The 19,985-nt window shown below is 42.5% G+C and carries 18 protein-coding genes; 14 read left to right on the top strand and 4 right to left on the bottom strand.

From position 1 onward, the window contains the following. Nucleotides 1-856 precede the first annotated feature (856 nt). On the top strand, nt 857-2,545 hold the full coding sequence (locus OCU56_RS00345) for a hypothetical protein (protein ID WP_261873633.1): 1,689 nt from the start codon (nt 857-859) through the stop codon (nt 2,543-2,545). On the opposite strand, the gene OCU56_RS00350 is transcribed toward OCU56_RS00345, so the two are convergent. Beyond that, entirely contained in the window at nt 2,471-2,809 is a 339-nt protein-coding gene (locus OCU56_RS00350) for a hypothetical protein (protein ID WP_261873634.1), read from the bottom strand. The genes OCU56_RS00345 and OCU56_RS00350 overlap by 75 nt on opposite strands. A 501-nt stretch (nt 2,810-3,310) precedes the next feature. On the opposite strand from OCU56_RS00350, the gene OCU56_RS00355 reads away from it, so the two are divergent. Next, nucleotides 3,311-4,567: a hydroxymethylglutaryl-CoA reductase gene (locus OCU56_RS00355; protein ID WP_261873635.1), complete on the top strand. Its 1,257-nt coding sequence runs from the start codon at nt 3,311-3,313 to the stop codon at nt 4,565-4,567. Between the two features lie 4 nt (nt 4,568-4,571). Here OCU56_RS00355 and OCU56_RS00360 read toward each other — a convergent pair whose 3' ends face one another. Continuing rightward, nucleotides 4,572-5,450 carry a DMT family transporter gene (locus OCU56_RS00360; protein WP_261873636.1) on the bottom strand — a complete coding sequence of 293 codons (879 nt, stop codon included), beginning with the start codon at nt 5,448-5,450 and terminating at the stop codon, nt 4,572-4,574. A 297-nt stretch (nt 5,451-5,747) separates the two neighbouring features. On the opposite strand from OCU56_RS00360, the gene ubiE reads away from it, so the two are divergent. Genes ubiE through tatC form a run of 6 tightly spaced genes read left to right on the top strand, consistent with a single transcriptional unit; the run spans nt 5,748 to nt 10,195 of the window. Next, the gene (gene ubiE / locus OCU56_RS00365) at nt 5,748-6,524 is read left to right on the top strand and encodes a bifunctional demethylmenaquinone methyltransferase/2-methoxy-6-polyprenyl-1,4-benzoquinol methylase UbiE (RefSeq protein WP_261873637.1); all 777 of its coding nucleotides are present in this window, start codon (nt 5,748-5,750) and stop codon (nt 6,522-6,524) included. 12 nt (nt 6,525-6,536) lie between these two features. Beyond that, a complete protein-coding gene (locus tag OCU56_RS00370) occupies nt 6,537-7,142 on the top strand; it encodes a ubiquinone biosynthesis accessory factor UbiJ (protein WP_261873638.1) in 606 nt (201 codons plus the stop codon). Beyond that, nucleotides 7,139-8,773 (top strand): ubiquinone biosynthesis regulatory protein kinase UbiB, encoded by a 1,635-nt coding sequence (gene ubiB, locus OCU56_RS00375; RefSeq protein ID WP_261873639.1) that lies wholly within the window; start codon nt 7,139-7,141, stop codon nt 8,771-8,773. Before OCU56_RS00370 ends, ubiB begins: the two co-directional genes overlap by 4 nt. Before the next feature lie 33 nt (nt 8,774-8,806). Then, a complete protein-coding gene (gene tatA / locus OCU56_RS00380) occupies nt 8,807-9,064 on the top strand; it encodes a Sec-independent protein translocase subunit TatA (protein WP_261873640.1) in 258 nt (85 codons plus the stop codon). 3 nt (nt 9,065-9,067) lie between these two features. Further along, nucleotides 9,068-9,406 carry a Sec-independent protein translocase protein TatB gene (gene tatB / locus OCU56_RS00385; protein WP_261873641.1) on the top strand — a complete coding sequence of 113 codons (339 nt, stop codon included), beginning with the start codon at nt 9,068-9,070 and terminating at the stop codon, nt 9,404-9,406. Nucleotides 9,407-9,451: 45 nt separating this feature from the next. Beyond that, nucleotides 9,452-10,195: a twin-arginine translocase subunit TatC gene (tatC, locus tag OCU56_RS00390; RefSeq protein ID WP_261873642.1), complete on the top strand. Its 744-nt coding sequence runs from the start codon at nt 9,452-9,454 to the stop codon at nt 10,193-10,195. Nucleotides 10,196-10,250: 55 nt separating this feature from the next. Here tatC and OCU56_RS00395 read toward each other — a convergent pair whose 3' ends face one another. Continuing rightward, on the bottom strand, nt 10,251-11,012 hold the full coding sequence (locus tag OCU56_RS00395; protein ID WP_261873643.1) for a TatD family hydrolase: 762 nt from the start codon (nt 11,010-11,012) through the stop codon (nt 10,251-10,253). Between the two features lie 132 nt (nt 11,013-11,144). Between OCU56_RS00395 and hemB the strand changes: the two genes are divergently transcribed. The 3 genes from hemB to polA all read left to right on the top strand — a co-directional run bounded on the left by hemB (nt 11,145) and on the right by polA (nt 15,816). Further along, a complete protein-coding gene (gene hemB / locus OCU56_RS00400) occupies nt 11,145-12,155 on the top strand; it encodes a porphobilinogen synthase (protein ID WP_261873644.1) in 1,011 nt (336 codons plus the stop codon). A gap of 77 nt (nt 12,156-12,232) precedes the next feature. Then, nucleotides 12,233-12,679 carry a GNAT family N-acetyltransferase gene (locus tag OCU56_RS00405; protein ID WP_261873645.1) on the top strand — a complete coding sequence of 149 codons (447 nt, stop codon included), beginning with the start codon at nt 12,233-12,235 and terminating at the stop codon, nt 12,677-12,679. 335 nt (nt 12,680-13,014) lie between these two features. Then, nucleotides 13,015-15,816 carry a DNA polymerase I gene (gene polA, locus OCU56_RS00410; RefSeq protein ID WP_261873646.1) on the top strand — a complete coding sequence of 934 codons (2,802 nt, stop codon included), beginning with the start codon at nt 13,015-13,017 and terminating at the stop codon, nt 15,814-15,816. Nucleotides 15,817-16,369: 553 nt separating this feature from the next. Here polA and yihA read toward each other — a convergent pair. Further along, complete coding sequence (gene yihA, locus OCU56_RS00415; RefSeq protein ID WP_261873647.1) at nt 16,370-17,035, bottom strand: ribosome biogenesis GTP-binding protein YihA/YsxC; 666 nt, start codon at nt 17,033-17,035, stop codon at nt 16,370-16,372. A gap of 198 nt (nt 17,036-17,233) precedes the next feature. Between yihA and OCU56_RS00420 the strand changes: the two genes are divergently transcribed. The 3 genes from OCU56_RS00420 (at nt 17,234) to yihI (ending at nt 19,983) form a co-directional block, all read left to right on the top strand. Continuing rightward, nucleotides 17,234-17,851, top strand: a complete 618-nt coding sequence (locus tag OCU56_RS00420; protein WP_261873648.1) for a c-type cytochrome — start codon at nt 17,234-17,236, stop codon at nt 17,849-17,851. 946 nt (nt 17,852-18,797) lie between these two features. Next, on the top strand, nt 18,798-19,448 hold the full coding sequence (locus OCU56_RS00425; RefSeq protein ID WP_261873649.1) for a class I SAM-dependent methyltransferase: 651 nt from the start codon (nt 18,798-18,800) through the stop codon (nt 19,446-19,448). Continuing rightward, nucleotides 19,435-19,983 (top strand): Der GTPase-activating protein YihI, encoded by a 549-nt coding sequence (yihI, locus tag OCU56_RS00430; protein ID WP_261873650.1) that lies wholly within the window; start codon nt 19,435-19,437, stop codon nt 19,981-19,983. The genes OCU56_RS00425 and yihI overlap by 14 nt, the downstream gene beginning before the upstream one ends. The last annotated feature ends 2 nt before the right edge of the window (nt 19,984-19,985 follow it).

Genomic DNA, 19,985 nt, shown 5'->3' on the forward strand with positions numbered 1-19,985 from the left:
CTCAAGCGTAAACTGTTGTTTTTATTGCACTTAAACACCTAAAACGAACCACCAATAACGGTCTACAAAACTCACACAAAGAAGCACTCAAACCCCAAAAAAAAACCAACAACCCACACAAAAACCACACTCACGACACAAAGAAGCACACAAAACCCGACACCACAAACGCTACCGGACATTCAACCCCAAGCTAAAGCATGATTTTTGCAACCACAAATCAAACAAAAAAAACCAACACCAAACCCTAAAATTAACGCAAAAACAGACTATATAAGGCAGCAACCACCACAACTAAAAGCCGCAAACGAATAAAAACAGAGTACAACTACTCTTATTTAGTTAATAACCTGTTACTTGCTACTGTATATCCTGTGGGTAAATATTGGAGAACGTGCCTGTCCGGTAGTGATTACGTGCTTGTCCGGTAGCAATTACGTGCCTGTCCGGTAGCAATTACGTGCCTGTCCGGTAGCAATTACGTGCTTGTCCGGTAGCAATTACGTGCTTGTCCGGTAGCAATTACGTGCTTGTCCGGTAGCAATTACGTGCTTGTCCGGTAGAAATTACTCTTTTTAAACAACAATTTAGATCATGCCCTAATAGATTCATTAGATCTATTAGGGTCTTTAGTACCCTTAGAATACATAGCTTCAATAGACCCTACAGAAAAGCAAGAATAAAAAAGAAAAAATAAAGAACTTATAAATTAACAAACAAAATATTTTTTGATCTGACAAAGAAAACATCTGCAAAGCACAAAATAAATGATCGTGTTGATCCTCTGTGGGTAAACCTCTAAACTGTACGATAATTACTATCCCTGATCGGATTTAAAGGAAAAACTAAGACCGTCATGAGTATTGCCCTGAGAACCGCAACACTACGATCGAACAAACCAATTCGTGGGAATATCGTTTTATTCGAAGACTACAAGAACTTGGAGCACTCGATTGACGAACTCAGAGACGCAATGCCAAACCTCAGCACTGCATATTTCGAAACACTCGAAGTAATCTGCAACTACAGCTACGCTATAGAATTCCTAACATCAGATCTCATCGCTCAAAAACTAAATAAAACAGCCAGAACAATAAACCGACAACTAGCATCCCTCGCGGAACTCAATATAATTGAGATCATGAACGACAAGCTCACCGTTGTCGTTGAAGTACCAAACCAAGAAAGTATCGATACCTTTCAGATCAAAGCGACAAGCAAAATTTACCGCCTTAGAAAACCAAACGAACTAAATAACGTCCAAAGAGCGGACCTGGCCATAAACACGACGACATCACCGCTAACAAAAAAAGAACGAACACTCAGGTCAACAACTGGCAGGATAAAGAACAAAGCCCTAGAAAAAGAAAACTCAGTCCACCGACTAACAGAATCCGAAGCCACTACACACCCCATTCTTCGCCAAAAAGGACATACAGGCATTGAGCGCCTAGCCGTATACGTTGAAAACAAGAACGCCATACCAAACACTCGCTCAATAAATCTCGGGGAAACAAACCATCGACCTATGTGGATAGAAGCAGAATGCCAGAACGGAATCTTCTGCCATCTTGATCTCCCAATATACAAAGCACTAACGCACCTCACAATCAAATATCACAAAAATCGGCTACTAAACAACCCAAACTGGGTACCTATTAATTACACACCAATCAGCGTTGTTGACATCCTTAAACTAAAAGGCGTCAAGCGCGGGTCAGGTAGCTATGCTTCCGTCATCACATCAATACTCAGAATCGCTAACACCCAATACAACATCCTCACATCATCTCAAATTCCCGGATTCGAAGGTAATTTGTACGGGGTAGGTGAGGTACAGAAAATAGTTGCGTTCATTACAAACCTATCATCTACACCACCAAAAGTAGTCATTGATAAAAATGGCGATGAGCAACTTCAGTATGACAAAGTAACCAACCAATCCCGACTGTTAGCGATAAAATGGCCAGAGCCACTATTTGAGCAACTAATGACGGACAATCACGTTGCATACCCACCACTAATAATCAACGAAGATCCTTTCACGATCAAACTAGTTGATTACCTCAGATATTTGACCGCAAGATCTAGAACTAAAACAAACCGATCAGGCCAAATCTCATATGGCAATTTGACCCAAGAGTTTTTTGCAACACAACTTCAAGCAAGCTGCTCGCGTTACAAAAAAAAGCTATTTACACTACTAAAGACCTGCCTCTCCAAAAGAGCACCAACTACAGATCAATATAATGATCTAAATGGAGATTGGGTATGTGGCGAGCTTTACGGGATGTCTATCGCCATCAACTACAAGGAAGACACCGTAGAATATAAGCAAAATGAATCATTCCAAGAGGCAATCAACCCTCACCACCACGAAGGGTACAACCTCATGGCCGGGTCGCCCATAGTTGAAAACATGTTCTACACAGGCGTACTAAAACCCCTGCACAAATTGACCCCAATACACTTAATAAACCAACTCTTTGTAGCGAGCTTGAGCCTGCTGCATTCTGATTTTTCGCTGTTCAAGGTGCGTTTTTAGCTCATTTAATGCTGTACGGTGTGCTTGTTGTTGAGCTGGAGTGAGGCGTTCAAAGTCCATAGATTTTTGTATAAATTCTGCATGGAGTCTTTGATAACTACGTTGTGCATTTTGATACTCATCGGCCCAGTGATGCGTCTCTTTTAAGTAGTTTTGTACCTTCTTTGTGGCTTCGTTGCTGGCAACAGGGGGCTTTTTGATGGCGAGACGTACCGCTAGGCTCACGCTAGAAATTGCTAGCACGGAATACATAAAAAACATCATCGCTTAATCACCTCTCACTACCACGTTAAGTGCGAGGGGCATTTTGCCATTGTGTGAAAAATGCACAATACCGAGGTAGGTAATGTTATCTTTCATTTTTATGCGCACTCGGTCATATAAAGATGATGATTTTTAAATAAATGGTCAGAAATAGCGTCGGGAAACCCCCCTCGGTTTTAGATGGTTTTTTTGATAAGTCGTTATTTTATAATCAAAAAATGCACAAAAGTTATTAAGTACTTTAATTTGTCTGAACGAGCAATGGCTGATTACTACTGTTGTAATCGCGAGTGTACCGTTCAGTTTTAGATATTCATTCGATACCGCTTGTTACATTTGATTTGTTAATTAGTGAAATATCCACACGATTCCGTTGTAGGATCTGCTTTGCATTGTAATTGCTGAGTACTCTGAGCAATTACCCCATTTGTATGATTAAAATGAGATTGCACTGGGGAAGGAACCTGCTTAGCAATTGGTGATAACCCTAAAGTGAGAAATATGCCTAAACTAAATCCCCGTGACAACTCTTCATCTATTGATTCAACTCTTGATTTTTCACATTGTGATGAGGCGTTACAACCCCACTTTGAGGCGCCTACTGTTAAGCTGACCAAAAGCCCGTATTTAACGGAAAAAAGCGTTCAGCGTCGCTGGTCTGTACTCGATAACGAGCAAGCGAAACAGCATCTTTTTGATTCACATACCGAACAGCACATGCTGGACTACTCAAAGAATATTGAGCACTTTATTGGTACAGTTAAAGTGCCGGTAGGAATGGCAGGCCCTTTGCGAGTCAACGGATTATATGCGAAACAAGACTTTTTAGTTCCCTTAGCAACCTCAGAAGCCGCTTTAGTTGCCTCTTATAATCGTGGCTCGCAATTATTGACTGCCGCTGGTGGTGCCAGTGCCATGTTGCTTAATGAAGGTGTGACTCGTACACCGGCTTTTACTTTTTTTAATTTGAGCGAAGCCGGTCAGTTTGTCGCTTGGGTGGTGACTCAATATGCCACTTTCAAATCAATTGCAGAGCACACTACTTCACACGGGAAACTGAAGGATATTAGTGTCAATATTGAAGGTAACCATGTCTATTTAGTGTTTGAGTTTTTAACCGGTGATGCCTCAGGGCAAAACATGGTGACCATAGCAACGAATGCTGTATTGGAATATATTTTAGCTCATACCCCCATTGAACCAGAGCATGCTTTTCTTGATGGAAACTTATCAGGTGATAAAAAAGCCAATGCACAAGCCATGCGCAGTGTACGTGGAAAAAAAGTCACCGCAGAGGCACATATTCCCGCTGAGTTGATTGAGAAATACTTGCACACCACACCACAGAAAATGATGCAGTTTGCACAAATCACGACGGTTGGTGGTGCATTGAGTGGCACTATTGGCATTAATGCTCACTACGCCAATGCATTAGCCGCCTTGTATATAGCCTGTGGTCAAGATGCGGCATGTGTTGCGGAATCCGCTGTGGGTATGACTCGACTTGAAGTGGATAAAAACGGTGATTTGTATGCCAGTGTTACTTTGCCGAACTTAATGGTGGGTACTGTAGGTGGAGGCACAGGATTACCGAGTCAGAAAGCGTGCCTCGATTTGCTGGGCTTATATGGTAATGGCAAGTCGAAAGCGTTAGCCGAAGTGGCTGCGGCCCTTTGTCTTGCGGGGGAATTGTCTATTGTAGGTGCATTTTGTGCTGGGCACTTTTCTCGTGCCCATCATAAACTCGCCCGCAGCTAATCAGTTAACGACGTTGTTTTAGTTGCTGGATGCCCAGTCCAGCAACGATCAATAGCAAACCTAGCAAAGTGGAAGTATGTATTTCTTCGCCTAAAATTTGCCACAGCAACACTAAGGAAATAAACGGAGAGATAAAAATTAGGTTACTGATTCTTGCCGTATTTTGCGTTGCTTTCAGAGCGCCTAGCCACAATACAAATGTAATTCCCATTTCAAAAAGTCCTACATAAGTAACGGCAAGCCACCCCTTACCACTGATTTGCCAGCTTGCGCCTTCCCACACAGATAACGTAATCGCAAAGGGTATTGCTACTAAGAAGCCAAGCAATACCGCAATGACGGGATCGGCTTGATTCTTTGCATTTAAAATCCAATAACCCGCCCATAGCAAAGTAGACAGTAACGCCAACCCCACCCCAAGAGGACTGGCAAACGTGAGGCCAAATATATCCCCTTGTGTGGCAATAACAATGACCCCTAAATACCCTAAAAAGCAGGCAACCCAGTCTTGTGGGCGTATTTTTTGCCCCAGAAATACCGCTGCCATGAGGGTGAGTGTAATAGCCCAACTGTAATTAATAGGTTGCGCTTGTGAGGCGGGTAGTAGGTCATAAGCTTTGAACAGGATCAGATAATAGGCTAAGGGGTTGATGAGCCCTAGCATTAAATAGTAGAGCGGGTTCGCGCTAAAGGTGCTGATAATAGCGTGGGTTTTCTTTTGCATAATACAAACGACAAACAGGGCTATAGCCGAGACTAAGCTGGCACAGGTTAACATCTGAATGGGAGTAAATTCGGCCAAAGTCAGTTTAAAAGCCGTGGCCACTGTAGACCAAAGAAGGACGGCGCCCAGTCCTAGAGTAAATGCTTTGCGTTCGTTCATATATGAAGACGTATTCCGATTAGCAATAAATAGAAAATAGTGTTCAGTTTATAGATTTTACGCTTATGCGCCAGTGTGCAATCAAACAAGAGGAACTTAGTGAGTCATAGATACTCACACTTATGGTAACCTAAGGATATAGAACGTATTTCAGCAAAGACAAGTGCCAGCGTATACAGTAAACTTGCTGATTCGTTTGCTGTATGTTTTGCAAGCGCAGCCGAAAGGAATAGGCCAGTGGTACACTGTGTCCACCTCCTTTCGTTTGGAATATGAATTCAGAGATAGAACATGGATATGAGCGTTAAAGAACAACCCCAAGACCAAGCCTCACAAGATACTACCCATTTTGGCTTTAAAACAGTGGCTAAAGATGAAAAAGTGACCAAAGTGGCCGAGGTCTTTCATTCAGTTGCTAGTAAATATGACCTGATGAATGATTTGATGTCTGGTGGAATTCACCGCTTATGGAAACGCTTTACCATTGACTGCAGTGGAGCTCGCCCAGGACAACAAATTCTGGATCTTGGTGGGGGTACGGGTGACCTAACAGCCAAATTCTCGCGCATTGTTGGTGAGAAAGGGCATGTGGTATTAGCTGACATAAATAACTCAATGCTGAATGTCGGCCGAGACAAATTAAGAGATGTGGGCGTGGTAGGTAATGTTCATTACGTGCAAGCGAACGCAGAAGAACTCCCGTTTCCTGATGATTATTTTGACTGTATTACCATTAGCTTTTGCCTGCGTAATGTCACCGATAAAGATAAAGCGTTGCGCTCTATGTATCGCGTGTTGAAACCAGGGGGCCGCTTGTTGGTGTTGGAATTTTCTAAGCCAACGTTCTCAGCATTATCAAAAATTTATGATACGTATTCGTTTCATATTTTACCTAAGATTGGTGGCTTGATCGCCAATGACGCTGAAAGCTATCAATACTTAGCGGAGTCCATTCGCATGCACCCAGACCAAGAAACATTGGAAGGTATGATGCAAGAGGCCGGGTTTGAGCAAACCAATTATTACAACCTTACCGGTGGTATTGTCGCTTTGCACCGTGGCTATAAATTTTAGTGGAGTGCTAACATGCCTATAGATGCCCTAGTAACTGCAACGGTTGAAGCTTCATTTAATGCTTTAATAAAAGAGCAATTAGAGAGCCAAAAGCAATTGGCTCGTATGAAGGGATTAATTATTCGCTTGAATCTAAAAGAGCTGAATAAAAGCCTTATTTTTATTTGCAGCCAACAAGTTGATGTACTGGCTGCATTTGAAGGTAAGCCCGATTGTGAGTTGACCTTAAGCTTAACGGCACTAAGGGATTTACAGCAACAAGCGAATATTAATGATCTTTTTAAACAAGATAAAATATCAGTTGCTGGGGATATGCAGGTAGCGCAACAATTTGCCACGTTAATTCAGTTGAGTAAGCCGGATATAGCGGAAATGCTATCAAAGGTAGTGGGTGACGTAGCGGCACATACTTTAGTCAGTGGTGCTAAAAGCGGCTTGTCGTTTTTAAAAGCGAACAGTCAAAAACACACAACACATTTAAAGCATGCCATTACGGAAGAGTGGGAGTTAGCGCCTTCACCGTTAGCAGTGGCAAATTTTTGTGATCAGGTTACCGAGACCCAATCTCAGTTAACCTCCCTAGAGCAGCGTCTAGCACGGTTATTGGAGACTAAATGACCCCATCTGAGTTGAAGCGCCTTTATCTTATTACTCGAGTTCAATTGGAATATGGGCTTGATGAGTTGATACCGGAGCACGATCTCGCAAAATTTCCTCGCTTGGCTCGTAAAGCCCTTTTCTGGATTAACAATAAACACCCAGAGAAAGAGCTCGGTCATCGCCTGCGTTTAGCCTTACAAGAGTTAGGCCCAGTATGGATAAAGTTTGGGCAGATGATGTCCACTCGCCGAGATTTATTTCCACCTAAGATTGCTGACCAACTGGCGTTACTGCAAGACAGAGTTGACCCTTTTGATGGGCAACTGGCCAAGCAGCATATAGAGATGGCACTAGGTGGCCCAGTAGAAACTTGGTTTGATGACTTTGACGTTAATTGTTTGGCTTCCGCTTCGATAGCTCAGGTGCACACCGCTAAATTGAAAGAATCTGGCCGAGAGATCGTTTTAAAAATCATTCGTCCTGATATTCGTCCTATTATTAATGATGACATCAAATTGATGTACCGAATGGCTCGACTGCTAGCGAAAATAATTCCAGAGGCGCGTCGACTCAAGCCGGTAGAGGTGGTCGCTGAGTATGAGAAAACCTTACTTGATGAGTTAGATTTACGTCGAGAAGCCGCCAATGCCATGCAGCTTCGTCGTAACTTTGAAGGCAGTGAAGAGTTGTATGTTCCCGAGGTGATCGCGGATTTAAGTAGCCGCAACCTAATGGTATCCGAGCGCATATATGGCATTCAGGTGTCGGATATTGAGGGGCTACAGCGCAATGGTACCAACATGAAGTTGTTAGCAGAGCGTGGCGTGACGGTCTTTTTTACTCAGGTATTCCGAGACAGCTTTTTTCATGCGGATATGCATCCTGGCAATGTGTTTGTTCAGCCAGCTCACCCAGAAAACCCGCAATGGATTGGCTTAGATTGTGGCATTGTTGGTACGCTAAACTCTGACGACAAGCGGTATTTAGCAGAAAACCTCTTGGCTTTCTTTAATCGTGATTACGCTAAGGTAGCGCAGTTGCATGTGGATTCTGGCTGGGTACCAGCGGATACCAATGTGCAAGAGTTCGAATTTGCAATTCGCATGGTGTGTGAGCCCATTTTTGCTAAGCCATTGTGTGATATTTCATTTGGACATGTATTGCTTAATTTGTTTAATACCGCTCGCCGATACAATATGGAAGTGCAACCTCAACTGGTGTTATTGCAGAAGACATTATTGTATGTAGAAGGGTTAGGTAGACAGTTGTATCCTCAGCTTGATTTATGGTCAACAGCGAAACCATTTCTTGAAAAGTGGATGGGTGAGCAAGTCGGTCCGCAAGCAGTGGTCAATTCAATCAAAGAACGCGCTCCATTTTGGGCTGAAAAATTGCCAGAGTTGCCAGAATTACTGTACGAAAATTTGAAACATGGCAAGCAATTGTCTAGAAAAGTCGAGTATTTATATGAGGGATATCGACAAACGAAAAGACAACATGCCACAGGCCAATTTATGTTTGGAATAGGGGCTACATTTATCGTATGCTCGTCCATACTTTATGTTAATGATAACCCATTGATTTCTTCAGGGGTTGGCGGATTAGGGGTGTTGGCTTGGATGTTTAGTTGGCTAACCTACCGTAAATAATAATTTATAGAACGGAAACAAAGGTAGTAACACATGGGTGGAATTAGTATTTGGCAACTATTGATCATTGCAGTGATCGTGGTTTTATTATTTGGTACCAAAAAGCTTCGTGGTATGGGTGGCGATCTTGGCTCTGCAGTGAAGGGCTTCAAGAAAGCGATGTCTGATGACGACAGCACTTCTCAAGACTCAAAACCGGAAAAAGATGCTGACTTTGCCCAGAAAAACATTTCTGAAGAGAAAGTTGCTAAGCAGAGTGCAGAGAAGCAGAAAGACAAAGAGCAGGTTTAATCTGTGTTCGATATAGGTTTTTGGGAACTGATACTGATCTCTGTATTAGGCTTAGTTGTATTAGGTCCTGAGCGTCTCCCTGTGGCCATTCGTAGTGTAGCTCGCTTCGTCAATTCTGCTAAATCTATGGCAAATAATGTCAAAGAAGAGCTTGATCATGAGCTTAAAATCCACGAACTTCAGGAAAACCTGAAGAAAGCAGAAAATATGGGGATGAAAGATATGTCTCCAGAACTGCAGGAATCCGTGGAAGAATTAAAAGAGGCAGCTAAAAGTGTTCAACAGCCCTATAAGGCATCGAGCACCTCTAAACAGCCACCTTCTTCCCAGTCACAAGATTAATCAATAGGGGCTCTGTTGCCCCTATTGTCATTTATAGAGGTTTCTATGTCTTCGGTTGATTCCAACCAACCATTGATGAGCCATTTGATTGAGTTACGTACTCGTCTGTTGCGTGCCATTGGTGCGATAATGGTGGTGTTTTTGTGCTTGATTTACTTTTCAGGCCATATTTATGAATTTGTGTCAGCACCTTTAATCGATCGCCTACCTGAAGGCGCTACGATGATCGCAACTGATGTCGCTTCGCCTTTTTTTACACCACTTAAGTTGACTTTAATTGCGTCTGTTTTCATTGCGGTTCCGTTTGTGTTGTATCAAGTCTGGGCGTTTGTCGCTCCTGGTTTGTATAAACATGAGAAACGCTTGGTGATGCCGCTGATGTTTTCGAGTTCTCTGCTTTTTTATTGTGGAGTGGCTTTCGCGTATTTTGTCGTGTTCCCATTGGTGTTTGGTTTCTTTACCGCGATTTCATTGGGTGGGGTGGAGTTTGCCACGGATATTTCCAGTTATTTGGACTTTGTACTGGCTCTATTTTTAGCTTTTGGGATTGCGTTTGAAGTGCCGGTAGCGATTATCTTGCTCTGCTGGACGGGCGCAACAGACGTGGATACGCTGAAAAGAAAAAGACCCTTTGTAGTGGTTGGCGCATTTGTGATTGGCATGATGTTAACGCCTCCTGATATTATTTCGCAGACGTTACTGGCCATTCCAATGTTGTTATTGTTTGAAGTGGGTCTGTTTTTTGCGCGATTCTATACTAAAAGAGACGAGCAACCAGAAGAGCAGTAAACATTATTACTTATCTAAAGCCCCTAATTTAGGGGCTTTTTTATAGATTAACCTTTTATAAATTAAATAGCGTAACCGCATTATTGGTGGTTAGGGTGTCAATTTGTTGCAGGGTCAGTTGTCTGAGATCCGCTACTCGTTGAGCAATAAGTTGAGTGTAGGCGGGTTCATTACGTTTTCCGCGGTGAGGTGTTGGAGTAAGGTAGGGGCAATCTGTTTCTAGAATGACATAGTTCATATCTAGGTGTGGGATAACTTTGTCCATGCCCCCATTTTTAAAGGTAGATACCCCTCCAAGCCCTAAGTGAAAGCCGAGATCATTTATGGCTTTTGCTTCTGCAACACTGCCTCCAAAACAGTGAAATACACCGCGTAGCGAGCCGTCTTGTTCGTTTTTAAGCAATTGTAGGGTTTGCTCAATAGAGTCGCGAGTATGAATCACAACAGGTAAGTCTCTCTCTTTTGCCCAGTTGAGTTGAGTGACAAACGCATACTCTTGCTCTTGTTGAAAGGTTTTATCCCAGTAGAGGTCGATGCCAATTTCACCAACCGCAATAAAGTGATGTTTATCAAACCAGCTTTCTATTTCGCTTAAGGTTTGTTTTATGTCTTGGTCCACATAGCATGGGTGTAAGCCCATCATTGAGCGACAGATGTCAGGGTAGGCAGCCTCTGTTGCCAGCATAGGCTGGATGGAAGCTACGTCGATATTAGGTAAGAGAATTCGCTCAATACCTTGTTGTAAAGCTCGAGCAACAACTTGCTCTCGGTCTTGGTCAAATTCGCTAGCGTAAATATGGGCATGGGTATCGATCATGGGCAAACATCATGTGTTAACTATTTGTGCCCCAGTATATGTGTATTTGCTCTATTTTTCATGCTTGGTACATTGTTACGCTTAGGGTTAGTGTTATGATTTGCTCAAGTTGATTTAGACAAGGAGTGAATCATGACATCACTTATTCAAAGCCCTTTTCCTGCGCGTAGAATGCGCCGTATGCGTAAACATGATTTTAGTCGTCGCCTGATGGCTGAAAACAAAATTACGGTCGATGATTTGATTTATCCCATGTTTATTCTTATGGGTAAGAATCGCCGCGAACCGGTGGAGTCAATGCCCGGTGTGGAACGACTTTCTATCGATCTTATGCTGTTAGAAGTAGAAAAACTGGCCAATCTAGGTGTGCCTGCCATTGCACTGTTCCCTGTGGTGAATCAAGATGCGAAGAGCATTTGTGCAGCGGAAGCCCATAACCCTGAAGGTTTGGTGCAACGAGCGGTTCGTTTACTTAAAGAGCATATCCCGCAAATGGGAGTGATTACAGATGTGGCTCTCGATCCTTACACCACTCATGGACAAGATGGCATTATTGATGATGATGGCTACGTTCTCAACGATGAAACTACAGCAGTATTGATCAAGCAGGCTTTGTCTCACGCAGAAGCGGGAGCGGACGTGATTGCACCTTCAGACATGATGGATGGCCGTATTGGTAAAATACGTGAAGCGTTAGAGAACGCCGGTTTCATACACACTCAAATAATGGCTTATTCAGCGAAGTATGCCTCGAACTATTATGGACCATTTAGAGATGCCGTAGGTTCTGCGAGCAATTTAAAAGGTGCGGATAAAAAGAATTATCAGATGGATCCCGCAAACAGTGATGAAGCGTTACATGAAGTAGCGCTAGATATTGCTGAAGGGGCGGATATGGTAATGGTGAAACCTGGGATGCCTTATCTGGATGTTGTGCGCCGAGTGAAGACGGAACTACAAGTACCGACCTTTGCTTATCAAGTATCAGGAGAGTACGCCATGCATAAAGCTGCGATTGAAAATGGTTGGCTAAAAGAGCGAGAAACCGTACTCGAATCTTTATTGTGCTTCAAACGAGCGGGTGCTGACGGTATTTTGACCTACTTTGCCAAAGATGTAGCCCTGTGGTTGGCAGAAAATTAATATTCGTCTAATTTTCATTTAAGCCCTCAGTTTATGAGGGCTTTTTGTTTTCTGTTGAGGCAAAAAAAAGGAAAGATATGTCGATTATTATTCGTGAAGGGTCATTGCAAGAAGCACTCAGTGTCATGCTTGAGATTGCAGAATTTGAAAAACAGCAAAGCATCGACTCTTTTATGACTCGTATCGGGGACAAAAAACATCTTGTTTTAGTGGCTGAAAAGAAGGGACGCTTAGTGGGCTTTAAAATTGGCTATGAGCAGGATAGCCAAACATTTTACAGTTGGCTTGGTGGTGTGAGTGCATTGGTTCGTGGGCAAGGTGTTGCACAACAGTTGCTAATAGAGCAAGAGCGCTGGGTTGCCAAGGAGCGTTATTGCTGGTTAACGGTTAAATCCCGTAATCAATACCCCTCCATGCTTCGCTTGCTGCTAAGAAATAGCTATTGGATTGAGAAGTGCGAAGCCACCTTAAACCCATTACAGAATCGATTGTATTTCAGAAAGTCGATATTGATTGAAAATTGAGCTAGGCTCTTGTCGCGGTGTGTTGCGCAACGAAATCCTTTGATATAAGCACCCTGAAATTTTTTTCCACATACAGCGATCTGGTGAAGATCTTTTACATGATCGCTGGATCTATATTAAGTTGTTGATTTTACTTTAATTAAATTTGTGTTGTGCACTTTTATCTACAGGGTTTTTTGTCTGGTAAATTATTTGCGCACAAACTTATCCACAGGCGAGCCGTCCATGAAAAGCAATATTTGTCGGTGTAAATACTGGGCATCTAGATAAGCTGAGTGACTCGTGGCATCCTATAGCTAAGTTATCTCCCTTCTACCTAAGTTGGACACCAATACATGGCAACAATCCCTGAAAACCCACTGATACTCATTGATGGTTCTTCATACCTATATCGAGCATTTCATGCTTATCCTGGCACTATGAGCAATGGAGAGCATCCGACCAATGCCGTTTATGGTGTTATGAACATGCTAAGAAGCATGATGCGTCAATTCTCTAGTGATCGTATTGCGGTGATCTTTGACGCCAAAGGCAAAACATTCAGAGATGACATGTATCCAGAATATAAGGCCAACCGACCTTCTATGCCCGATGATCTTAGGTGTCAGATAGAACCATTGCACAATATGATCAAAGCAATGGGACTGCCTTTAATTTCAGTTACCGGTGTTGAGGCTGATGATGTAATTGGTACTTTATCTACAGCGGCCTCTAAAAAGGGCATGCCAGTGCTGATCAGTACTGGTGATAAAGATATGGCGCAATTGGTTGATGAAAACGTAACCTTGATCAACACCATGACCAATGTGGTATCGGATAGAGAAGGGGTGATTGAGAAGTTTGGTATTCCGCCGGAGTTGATCATTGATTACCTTGCTTTGATGGGAGATAAGGTCGACAACATTCCAGGAGTACCTGGGGTTGGCGATAAAACAGCGACAGCACTACTGCAAGGTATTGGTGGATTGGATGACATTTACTCTCGACTCGATGACATTGCAGGGCTCGGTTTCCGTGGATCTAAAACCATGTCTAAAAAACTGGTTGAGCATAAAGACTCTGCCTACCTTTCTTATCAGCTAGCGACAATTAAGCTCGATGTAGAGCTAGAAGTGACATTAGATGATTTGGTCAAGGCGACACCAGATAAAGACCTTTTGATTTCCTTATATGGTCAAATGGCCTTTAAATCATGGCTAAATGAGTTGCTAGAAGGCGGTTCGGGAGTGGTTGAGGCCGATGAAAAATCAGGGCGAACTGTCAGTGCTAGCAGTAAGCAAGAGTCAGCGTCCTCAGTTGCAACCAAAGCGATAACTATTGATCGCAGCCAGTATGAAACGGTACTCGACCAAGAAAGTTTTATTGCTTGGCTAGAGAAGCTTAAGCAAGCCGATGTGTTTGCCTTTGATACGGAAACAGACAGCTTAGATTATATGGTGGCCAACTTAGTGGGCTTGTCTTTTGCTACCGCAGAAGGGGAAGCCGCTTATGTGCCCGTGGCACATGACTATTTAGATGCACCACAGCAACTTGAACGGGACTGGGTATTAGCACAACTTAAGCCTATTCTAGAAGATCCAAAGCAAGCAAAAGTGGGACAAAACCTAAAATATGATGCCTCTGTATTGGCTCGATATGATATCGAAATGCAGGGAATTGCCTTTGATACTATGCTCGCCTCCTATGTATATAACAGCGTAGGTGGTAAGCATGATATGGATAACTTAGCCTTACGATTTTTGCAACATCCATGCATCTCCTTTGAGCAAATTGCAGGAAAAGGCAAAAAGCAGCTGACTTTTAATCAAATCGACCTTGCTGAGGCTTCGCCTTATGCCGCCGAAGATGCAGACGTGACATTACGTTTGCACAATCATTTGAATGCATTACTTGAAGAAAATGAACAGCTCAACTCAGTGTATCAAGATATTGAGATGCCACTGGTACCCGTGTTATCGCGTATTGAGCGTCGCGGAGTGTTAATTGATGACATGCTATTAGGCACTCAATCTCAAGAAATAGCACAGCGTCTTGATGAGCTACAAATAAAAGCATTCGAATTAGCGGGCAAAGAATTTAATCTGAGTTCACCAAAACAGTTACAAGCCATTTTATTTGAAGAAATGGGCTTGCCTGTAGTGAAGAAAACGCCATCAGGCGCACCTTCAACCAATGAAGAAGTCCTGCAAGAGTTGGCGCTTGATTACCCATTACCTAAACTCATTTTAGAGTATCGTGGGTTAGCGAAACTCAAGTCTACTTATACAGACAAGCTACCTAAGATGATCAACCCCACCACAGGGCGTGTGCATACCTCTTATCATCAGGGAGTGACGGCCACTGGTCGTTTATCTTCAACGGATCCAAACTTGCAAAATATCCCGATTCGTAACGAAGAAGGGCGTCGAATTCGTCAGGCATTTGTTGCCCCGCATGGCTGGAAAATACTGGCTGTGGATTACTCGCAAATTGAGCTGCGTATTATGGCGCACCTTTCTGGGGATAAAGCGCTATTAGAAGCATTTAAAACGGGTAAAGATATTCACGCAGCAACAGCTGCTGAGATTATTGGTGTTGATATCAACCAAGTGACGAGTGAACAACGTCGCCGTGCTAAAGCGGTCAACTTTGGGCTTATTTACGGTATGAGTGCATTTGGTTTAGCGAAGCAATTAGGCATTGCGCGTGGCGAGGCTCAGCATTATATGGATACGTATTTTGAGCGTTATCCAGGCGTAATGCAGTATATGGCAGAAACCCGCAGCCAGGCGACAGAGCAGGGCTATGTAGAAACCTTATTTGGTCGTCGTTTGCATTTGCCGGAAATTAACTCTAGAAATGGTATGCGTCGCAAGGCAGCAGAGCGAGCGGCTATTAATGCACCCATGCAGGGAACTGCTGCGGATATTATTAAAAAGGCGATGCTATTAGTTGATGACTGGATTGAAAATCAGCAGGGAGAACCTAAGGTTCGTATGTTGATGCAAGTGCACGATGAATTGGTTTTTGAAGTTCGCGAAGACGAGTTACAGGAAGTTGAAAGTAACATACAAAAACTGATGGAAGCGGCTGCAGAGTTAGATGTGCCGTTAGTTGCAGATGCTGGTCATGGCGACAATTGGGATCAAGCTCACTAGCTCACTCTTTGCACTAAAATGGATCATTAATGAGAGCCAGTTCACGAAGCTGGCTTTTTTGTTGGTGGTTATTTAAACGCTTGTTTGGTGGGCTAATTTTAGTTAGTGAGTGTTTTTAGTGAAAAAAAATTACAAAAAACCTTTGCTTTTGGTCACAGATCGGGTAAATTTATCTGCGTAGGGTACAGAGGTAAGATGTTTCATCTTTCAGACCTTTTGTTTCACGTTATTGGAATTTTTATAAATTCATACGCCTCAGCCGTTATTTGGCTGAGGCGTTTTTTATTGCCTAAAATAAATCACCGCCCCTTTCTATATAAGTCTTCTTGTTGTTAGTTTTTTACACTTATCTTGCGAGAAAATACCGGTTTCTGGTCATTAAATTTTTGAAGTGTTGAATTTATACCCATAGGTGCGCCTGCTTTATTGTGGCGTATTTTATGCAAAGGGGAGGGGAGATTGAGGTGGATTATAAAACCCTACATTTAGTATGTAATTAAATAACAAAAACGCGACTCGTAGGTCGCGTTTTATTGGGTGATAAATAGGTTATTTACTCTAGCTCAGTGGTTGCATCATCGTTGTCTTCATCAACAACTGCAAATGCAGGAGCAAACCAAGTATCTAAGCGAGCACGCAATTGTTCAACGCCGAGTCCTTTTAAAGAGGAGAAGGCTTCCACTTGTACATCGCCACCAAAACCAATGGCATCTTTGCGAACTTTAAGAAGAGTCGCTTTACGTGCGCCACTTTTTAATTTATCTGCCTTGGTCAGCAATACTTGTACAGGGATACCAGAATCTACTGCCCAAAAAATCATTTGTTGGTCGAGATCTTTCATCGGGTGACGAATATCCATCAATACCACAAGTCCTTTTAAGCATTGACGTTTCTGTAGGTATTCCCCTAAGCTTTTTTGCCATTTTTTCTTTAGTTCGATAGGTACCTGAGCAAAGCCGTAGCCAGGTAAATCGACAATATGACAGTTCTCATCAACCTTAAATAAGTTAATAAGTTGTGTACGGCCCGGTGTTTTACTGGTTTTCGCTAGTGCACGTTGGTTGGTTAGGCGGTTGAGCGCACTAGATTTTCCTGCATTAGAACGACCAGCAAAAGCAATTTCGATACCTTCATCTTCTGGTAGATGACGAATATCTGGTGCACTGGTTATAAAATGAGTGTTTTGGTAATGAATTTTTGCGCTCACTGTTAACTCCATCGCGACTTTGTGTAGTCGACTGATTACTTTTTTGTGAATTTGTGTAAAATAACCGTGTTCGGCATTAGTTCGCCTATTCTAGCACGACAAAAGGCGGCACCTATGGCTTGTTCACCTTTTCGGGTACTTTTATTCAATCTAGAAGATAAAACTGAGCCAATCTTAGCCTTGGAAGCTCAATTATTATAATGGAATGTCATGAAGAAATTAGCGCTAATTGTAACTCTTTTTGCTAGCTGCTCTGTATGGGCGGCCGGTAGTATTGAAGCAGGAAAGGAAAAATCCGTAACATGTTCTGCTTGTCATGGTGCAGATGGCAATAGCCCTGTAACGATTTATCCTAAACTGGCTGGTCAGCATGAAAACTACACTATAAAGCAACTTAAAGATCTTAAGTTAGGTGCGACGAGTGGTGGTAAGCAAGGTCGTTATGATCCTGCGATGAGTGCTATGGCCATGGTTTTATCTGATCAAGATATAGCAGATTTAGCCGCATACTATGCCTCTATTCCTATGTCAGAAAATACTACACCAGAAAATGTCGTCGAACAGGGACAAGAATTATATTTAGCAGGTAATGCAGAGCGTGGCATTACAGCTTGTGTTGCTTGTCACGGTCCTCGTGGTAACGGTACAAGCCTATCGGGCTTTCCAAAAATATCAGGGCAACATGCCGATTACACGAAACTGCAACTACAAAAGTTTGCTGCAGTGGATCGTAGCAATGACCTTAACGGTATGATGCATGATATTGCAAAGAAACTGACAGAAGAAGAGATGGACGTATTAGCTAAATACATCGGCGGTCTTCATTAAAATTAATGTCGAGTGGCTAGAAAGAGAAAGGCTCAATTGTGAGCCTTTTTTTATATTTGAGCATGAGTCAATCCACTAGGGTACCTCTCTACTATTTATCAAGGGCTTATCTTGCCCGCTGTGTACTGGACTCTATTTGTTACCTGTTGGTTATTATAGTTAATGGATGTGAAAATTAATTGTGTGGAAATGTGATCCATTACTCCTGTTTGCTAATTGCACATTTTTTTATCAAGAGTAAAGTAGGGGGCATGGAACGGAGACCATGATTGATGGTATTCAATCGTCTCAGGATGAGTTTAGGGAACGCATTACCTATGGTGATGCAGGGTTAACAACGGATGGTTTGTTTTTCTCAGGTGGAGAACCCAGATAGGACTAGCTTAGGATAAGCTGCGCAAATGGATACTTGCTAGGGATAACAAAAATCATCAGGGTGATGAAAAACAAAATATTGGCAAGGAAAGCGTTAAAAACAAATGGAATTTTGCGAGCGATAGGGCAACCTATCGCTTTTTTATTATCGGTCTTTTATACCACCGTAGTAGTCATATTAATCACACTAAGTCAGTGATCAGAAATAGCGCAGGAAAAACGCTCGAAAACATGGGGGGATTTTTCGATAAGTCGTTATTCTACAATCAAAAATTCTAACGCAGTTATCGAGTATTTTAACAAGCTAGAATGACCCGTTATTTAGTACGATTAGTATCAATGGTCAGCAATCGCAAAAAACTCGTCAGAGCAAGAGTATTAATCAACGAGATTAATTCGTCATTTACTACAATTGATAGTAGCCATAACAAATAGCCGACCGTTTTGTGGCTGCAAGTTGAGCCGCATTAATCGGGGCTTGTAGAAAAAAAACGGTAAATTGTGGATTTTTTCTACACTCTTTCCTCATATTTTGGTAAGTTGCGCCTCTTAAGTTAAATAGGCGTCTTGAATGTTAGATTGTCCACTTTGTCACCATAATGACACCCAGTTTTTTTGGGAAGATAAACGCAGACAGTATCTCCAGTGTCAGCGCTGTGAATTAGTGTTTGTCGACCCTAAGCAGAGATTGGCACCCGACCAAGAAAAGGCTCACTATGACCTGCATGAGAACGACCCTTCTGATATAGGGTATCGTAAGTTCTTATCCAGAGTGCAGATTCCACTTGTTGAGCGAATAGGTGCTCACAAACACGGTTTGGATTTTGGCTGTGGTCCGGGACCCACATTATCTTTGATGATGCAGGAAGTTGGCCATACTGTAGACCTGTATGATCTTTACTATTATCCAGAGAGCAATGTGCTCAATAAACAGTATGACTTTATTACAGCAACGGAAGTCATAGAGCACCTTTATCAACCCGCGAGAGTGTGGGCGCAGTGGCTTAAAATGTTAAAACCAGGCGCTTGGCTTGGTGTTATGACTAAAATGGTGCGAGACGTAGACGCCTTTTCTACTTGGCATTATAAAAATGATCATACCCACGTGATGTTTTTTAGCCGACGTACCTTTGAGTTTTTAGCTGTTAGAGACAAGCTAGAACTAGAATTTATTGAAAACGACGTAATTTTATTGAGGAAGTCGAGTAATGAGTCGACATAAAAAATCGAGAAAAGCAGGTTCAACAGGTGATGTAGACCTAATCGTAACCCGTAACCGCTCTGAATCAGATGTTGAGGGTCGCCAACGCAAAAGATTGAAAAAGCGTAAAGGTCAGAAAGCTGGTAACCGTCACTCGGTTGGCACTGAATCAAAAGATATGTTGGGGCGCAGTAAACGCGATCCTCGTCTTGGTTCTAAGAAGAAAATACCATTAATTGTTGAAGCGACAACTAAGCCAACTAAGCAACAACGTAAATTTACCGCTGAGCAAGAGTTGGATGCACTAGAGAATGATACCCAATTAAATGTGTTACTTGATCGCATTGAAAATGGTGAATCTTTAGGAGCAGGTTTGCAGTCATATGTTGACCAAAAACTTGACCGCATTGAAGCACTGATGAATCAACTGGGTCTACTTGAACCAGAAGAAGAGCCAGAAGCGCCTGTTAAAGTGGTGAGCAGCAAGAAAGCGAAAACGGAAGACGAGCTACTTGCATCATTTGCAGACCTAGATTTAGACGATTTCAAGGACTAAAC

The sequence above is a fragment of the Vibrio rarus genome (assembly GCF_024347075.1).
Classification (GTDB): domain Bacteria; phylum Pseudomonadota; class Gammaproteobacteria; order Enterobacterales; family Vibrionaceae; genus Vibrio; species Vibrio rarus.

Coding starts and splice junctions, on each gene's coding strand:
- OCU56_RS00360 (WP_261873636.1), bottom strand. CDS start 5,450: ATGAACGAACGCAAAGCATTTACTCTAGGACTGGGCGCCGTCCTTCTT.
- polA (WP_261873646.1), top strand. CDS start 13,015: ATGGCAACAATCCCTGAAAACCCACTGATACTCATTGATGGTTCTTCA.
- OCU56_RS00370 (WP_261873638.1), top strand. CDS start 6,537: ATGCCTATAGATGCCCTAGTAACTGCAACGGTTGAAGCTTCATTTAAT.
- OCU56_RS00395 (WP_261873643.1), bottom strand. CDS start 11,012: ATGATCGATACCCATGCCCATATTTACGCTAGCGAATTTGACCAAGAC.
- OCU56_RS00345 (WP_261873633.1), top strand. CDS start 857: ATGAGTATTGCCCTGAGAACCGCAACACTACGATCGAACAAACCAATT.
- OCU56_RS00355 (WP_261873635.1), top strand. CDS start 3,311: ATGCCTAAACTAAATCCCCGTGACAACTCTTCATCTATTGATTCAACT.
- OCU56_RS00425 (WP_261873649.1), top strand. CDS start 18,798: ATGTTAGATTGTCCACTTTGTCACCATAATGACACCCAGTTTTTTTGG.
- OCU56_RS00405 (WP_261873645.1), top strand. CDS start 12,233: ATGTCGATTATTATTCGTGAAGGGTCATTGCAAGAAGCACTCAGTGTC.
- hemB (WP_261873644.1), top strand. CDS start 11,145: ATGACATCACTTATTCAAAGCCCTTTTCCTGCGCGTAGAATGCGCCGT.
- tatC (WP_261873642.1), top strand. CDS start 9,452: ATGTCTTCGGTTGATTCCAACCAACCATTGATGAGCCATTTGATTGAG.
- tatA (WP_261873640.1), top strand. CDS start 8,807: ATGGGTGGAATTAGTATTTGGCAACTATTGATCATTGCAGTGATCGTG.
- ubiE (WP_261873637.1), top strand. CDS start 5,748: ATGAGCGTTAAAGAACAACCCCAAGACCAAGCCTCACAAGATACTACC.
- OCU56_RS00420 (WP_261873648.1), top strand. CDS start 17,234: ATGAAGAAATTAGCGCTAATTGTAACTCTTTTTGCTAGCTGCTCTGTA.
- yihI (WP_261873650.1), top strand. CDS start 19,435: ATGAGTCGACATAAAAAATCGAGAAAAGCAGGTTCAACAGGTGATGTA.
- yihA (WP_261873647.1), bottom strand. CDS start 17,035: ATGGAGTTAACAGTGAGCGCAAAAATTCATTACCAAAACACTCATTTT.
- ubiB (WP_261873639.1), top strand. CDS start 7,139: ATGACCCCATCTGAGTTGAAGCGCCTTTATCTTATTACTCGAGTTCAA.
- OCU56_RS00350 (WP_261873634.1), bottom strand. CDS start 2,809: ATGATGTTTTTTATGTATTCCGTGCTAGCAATTTCTAGCGTGAGCCTA.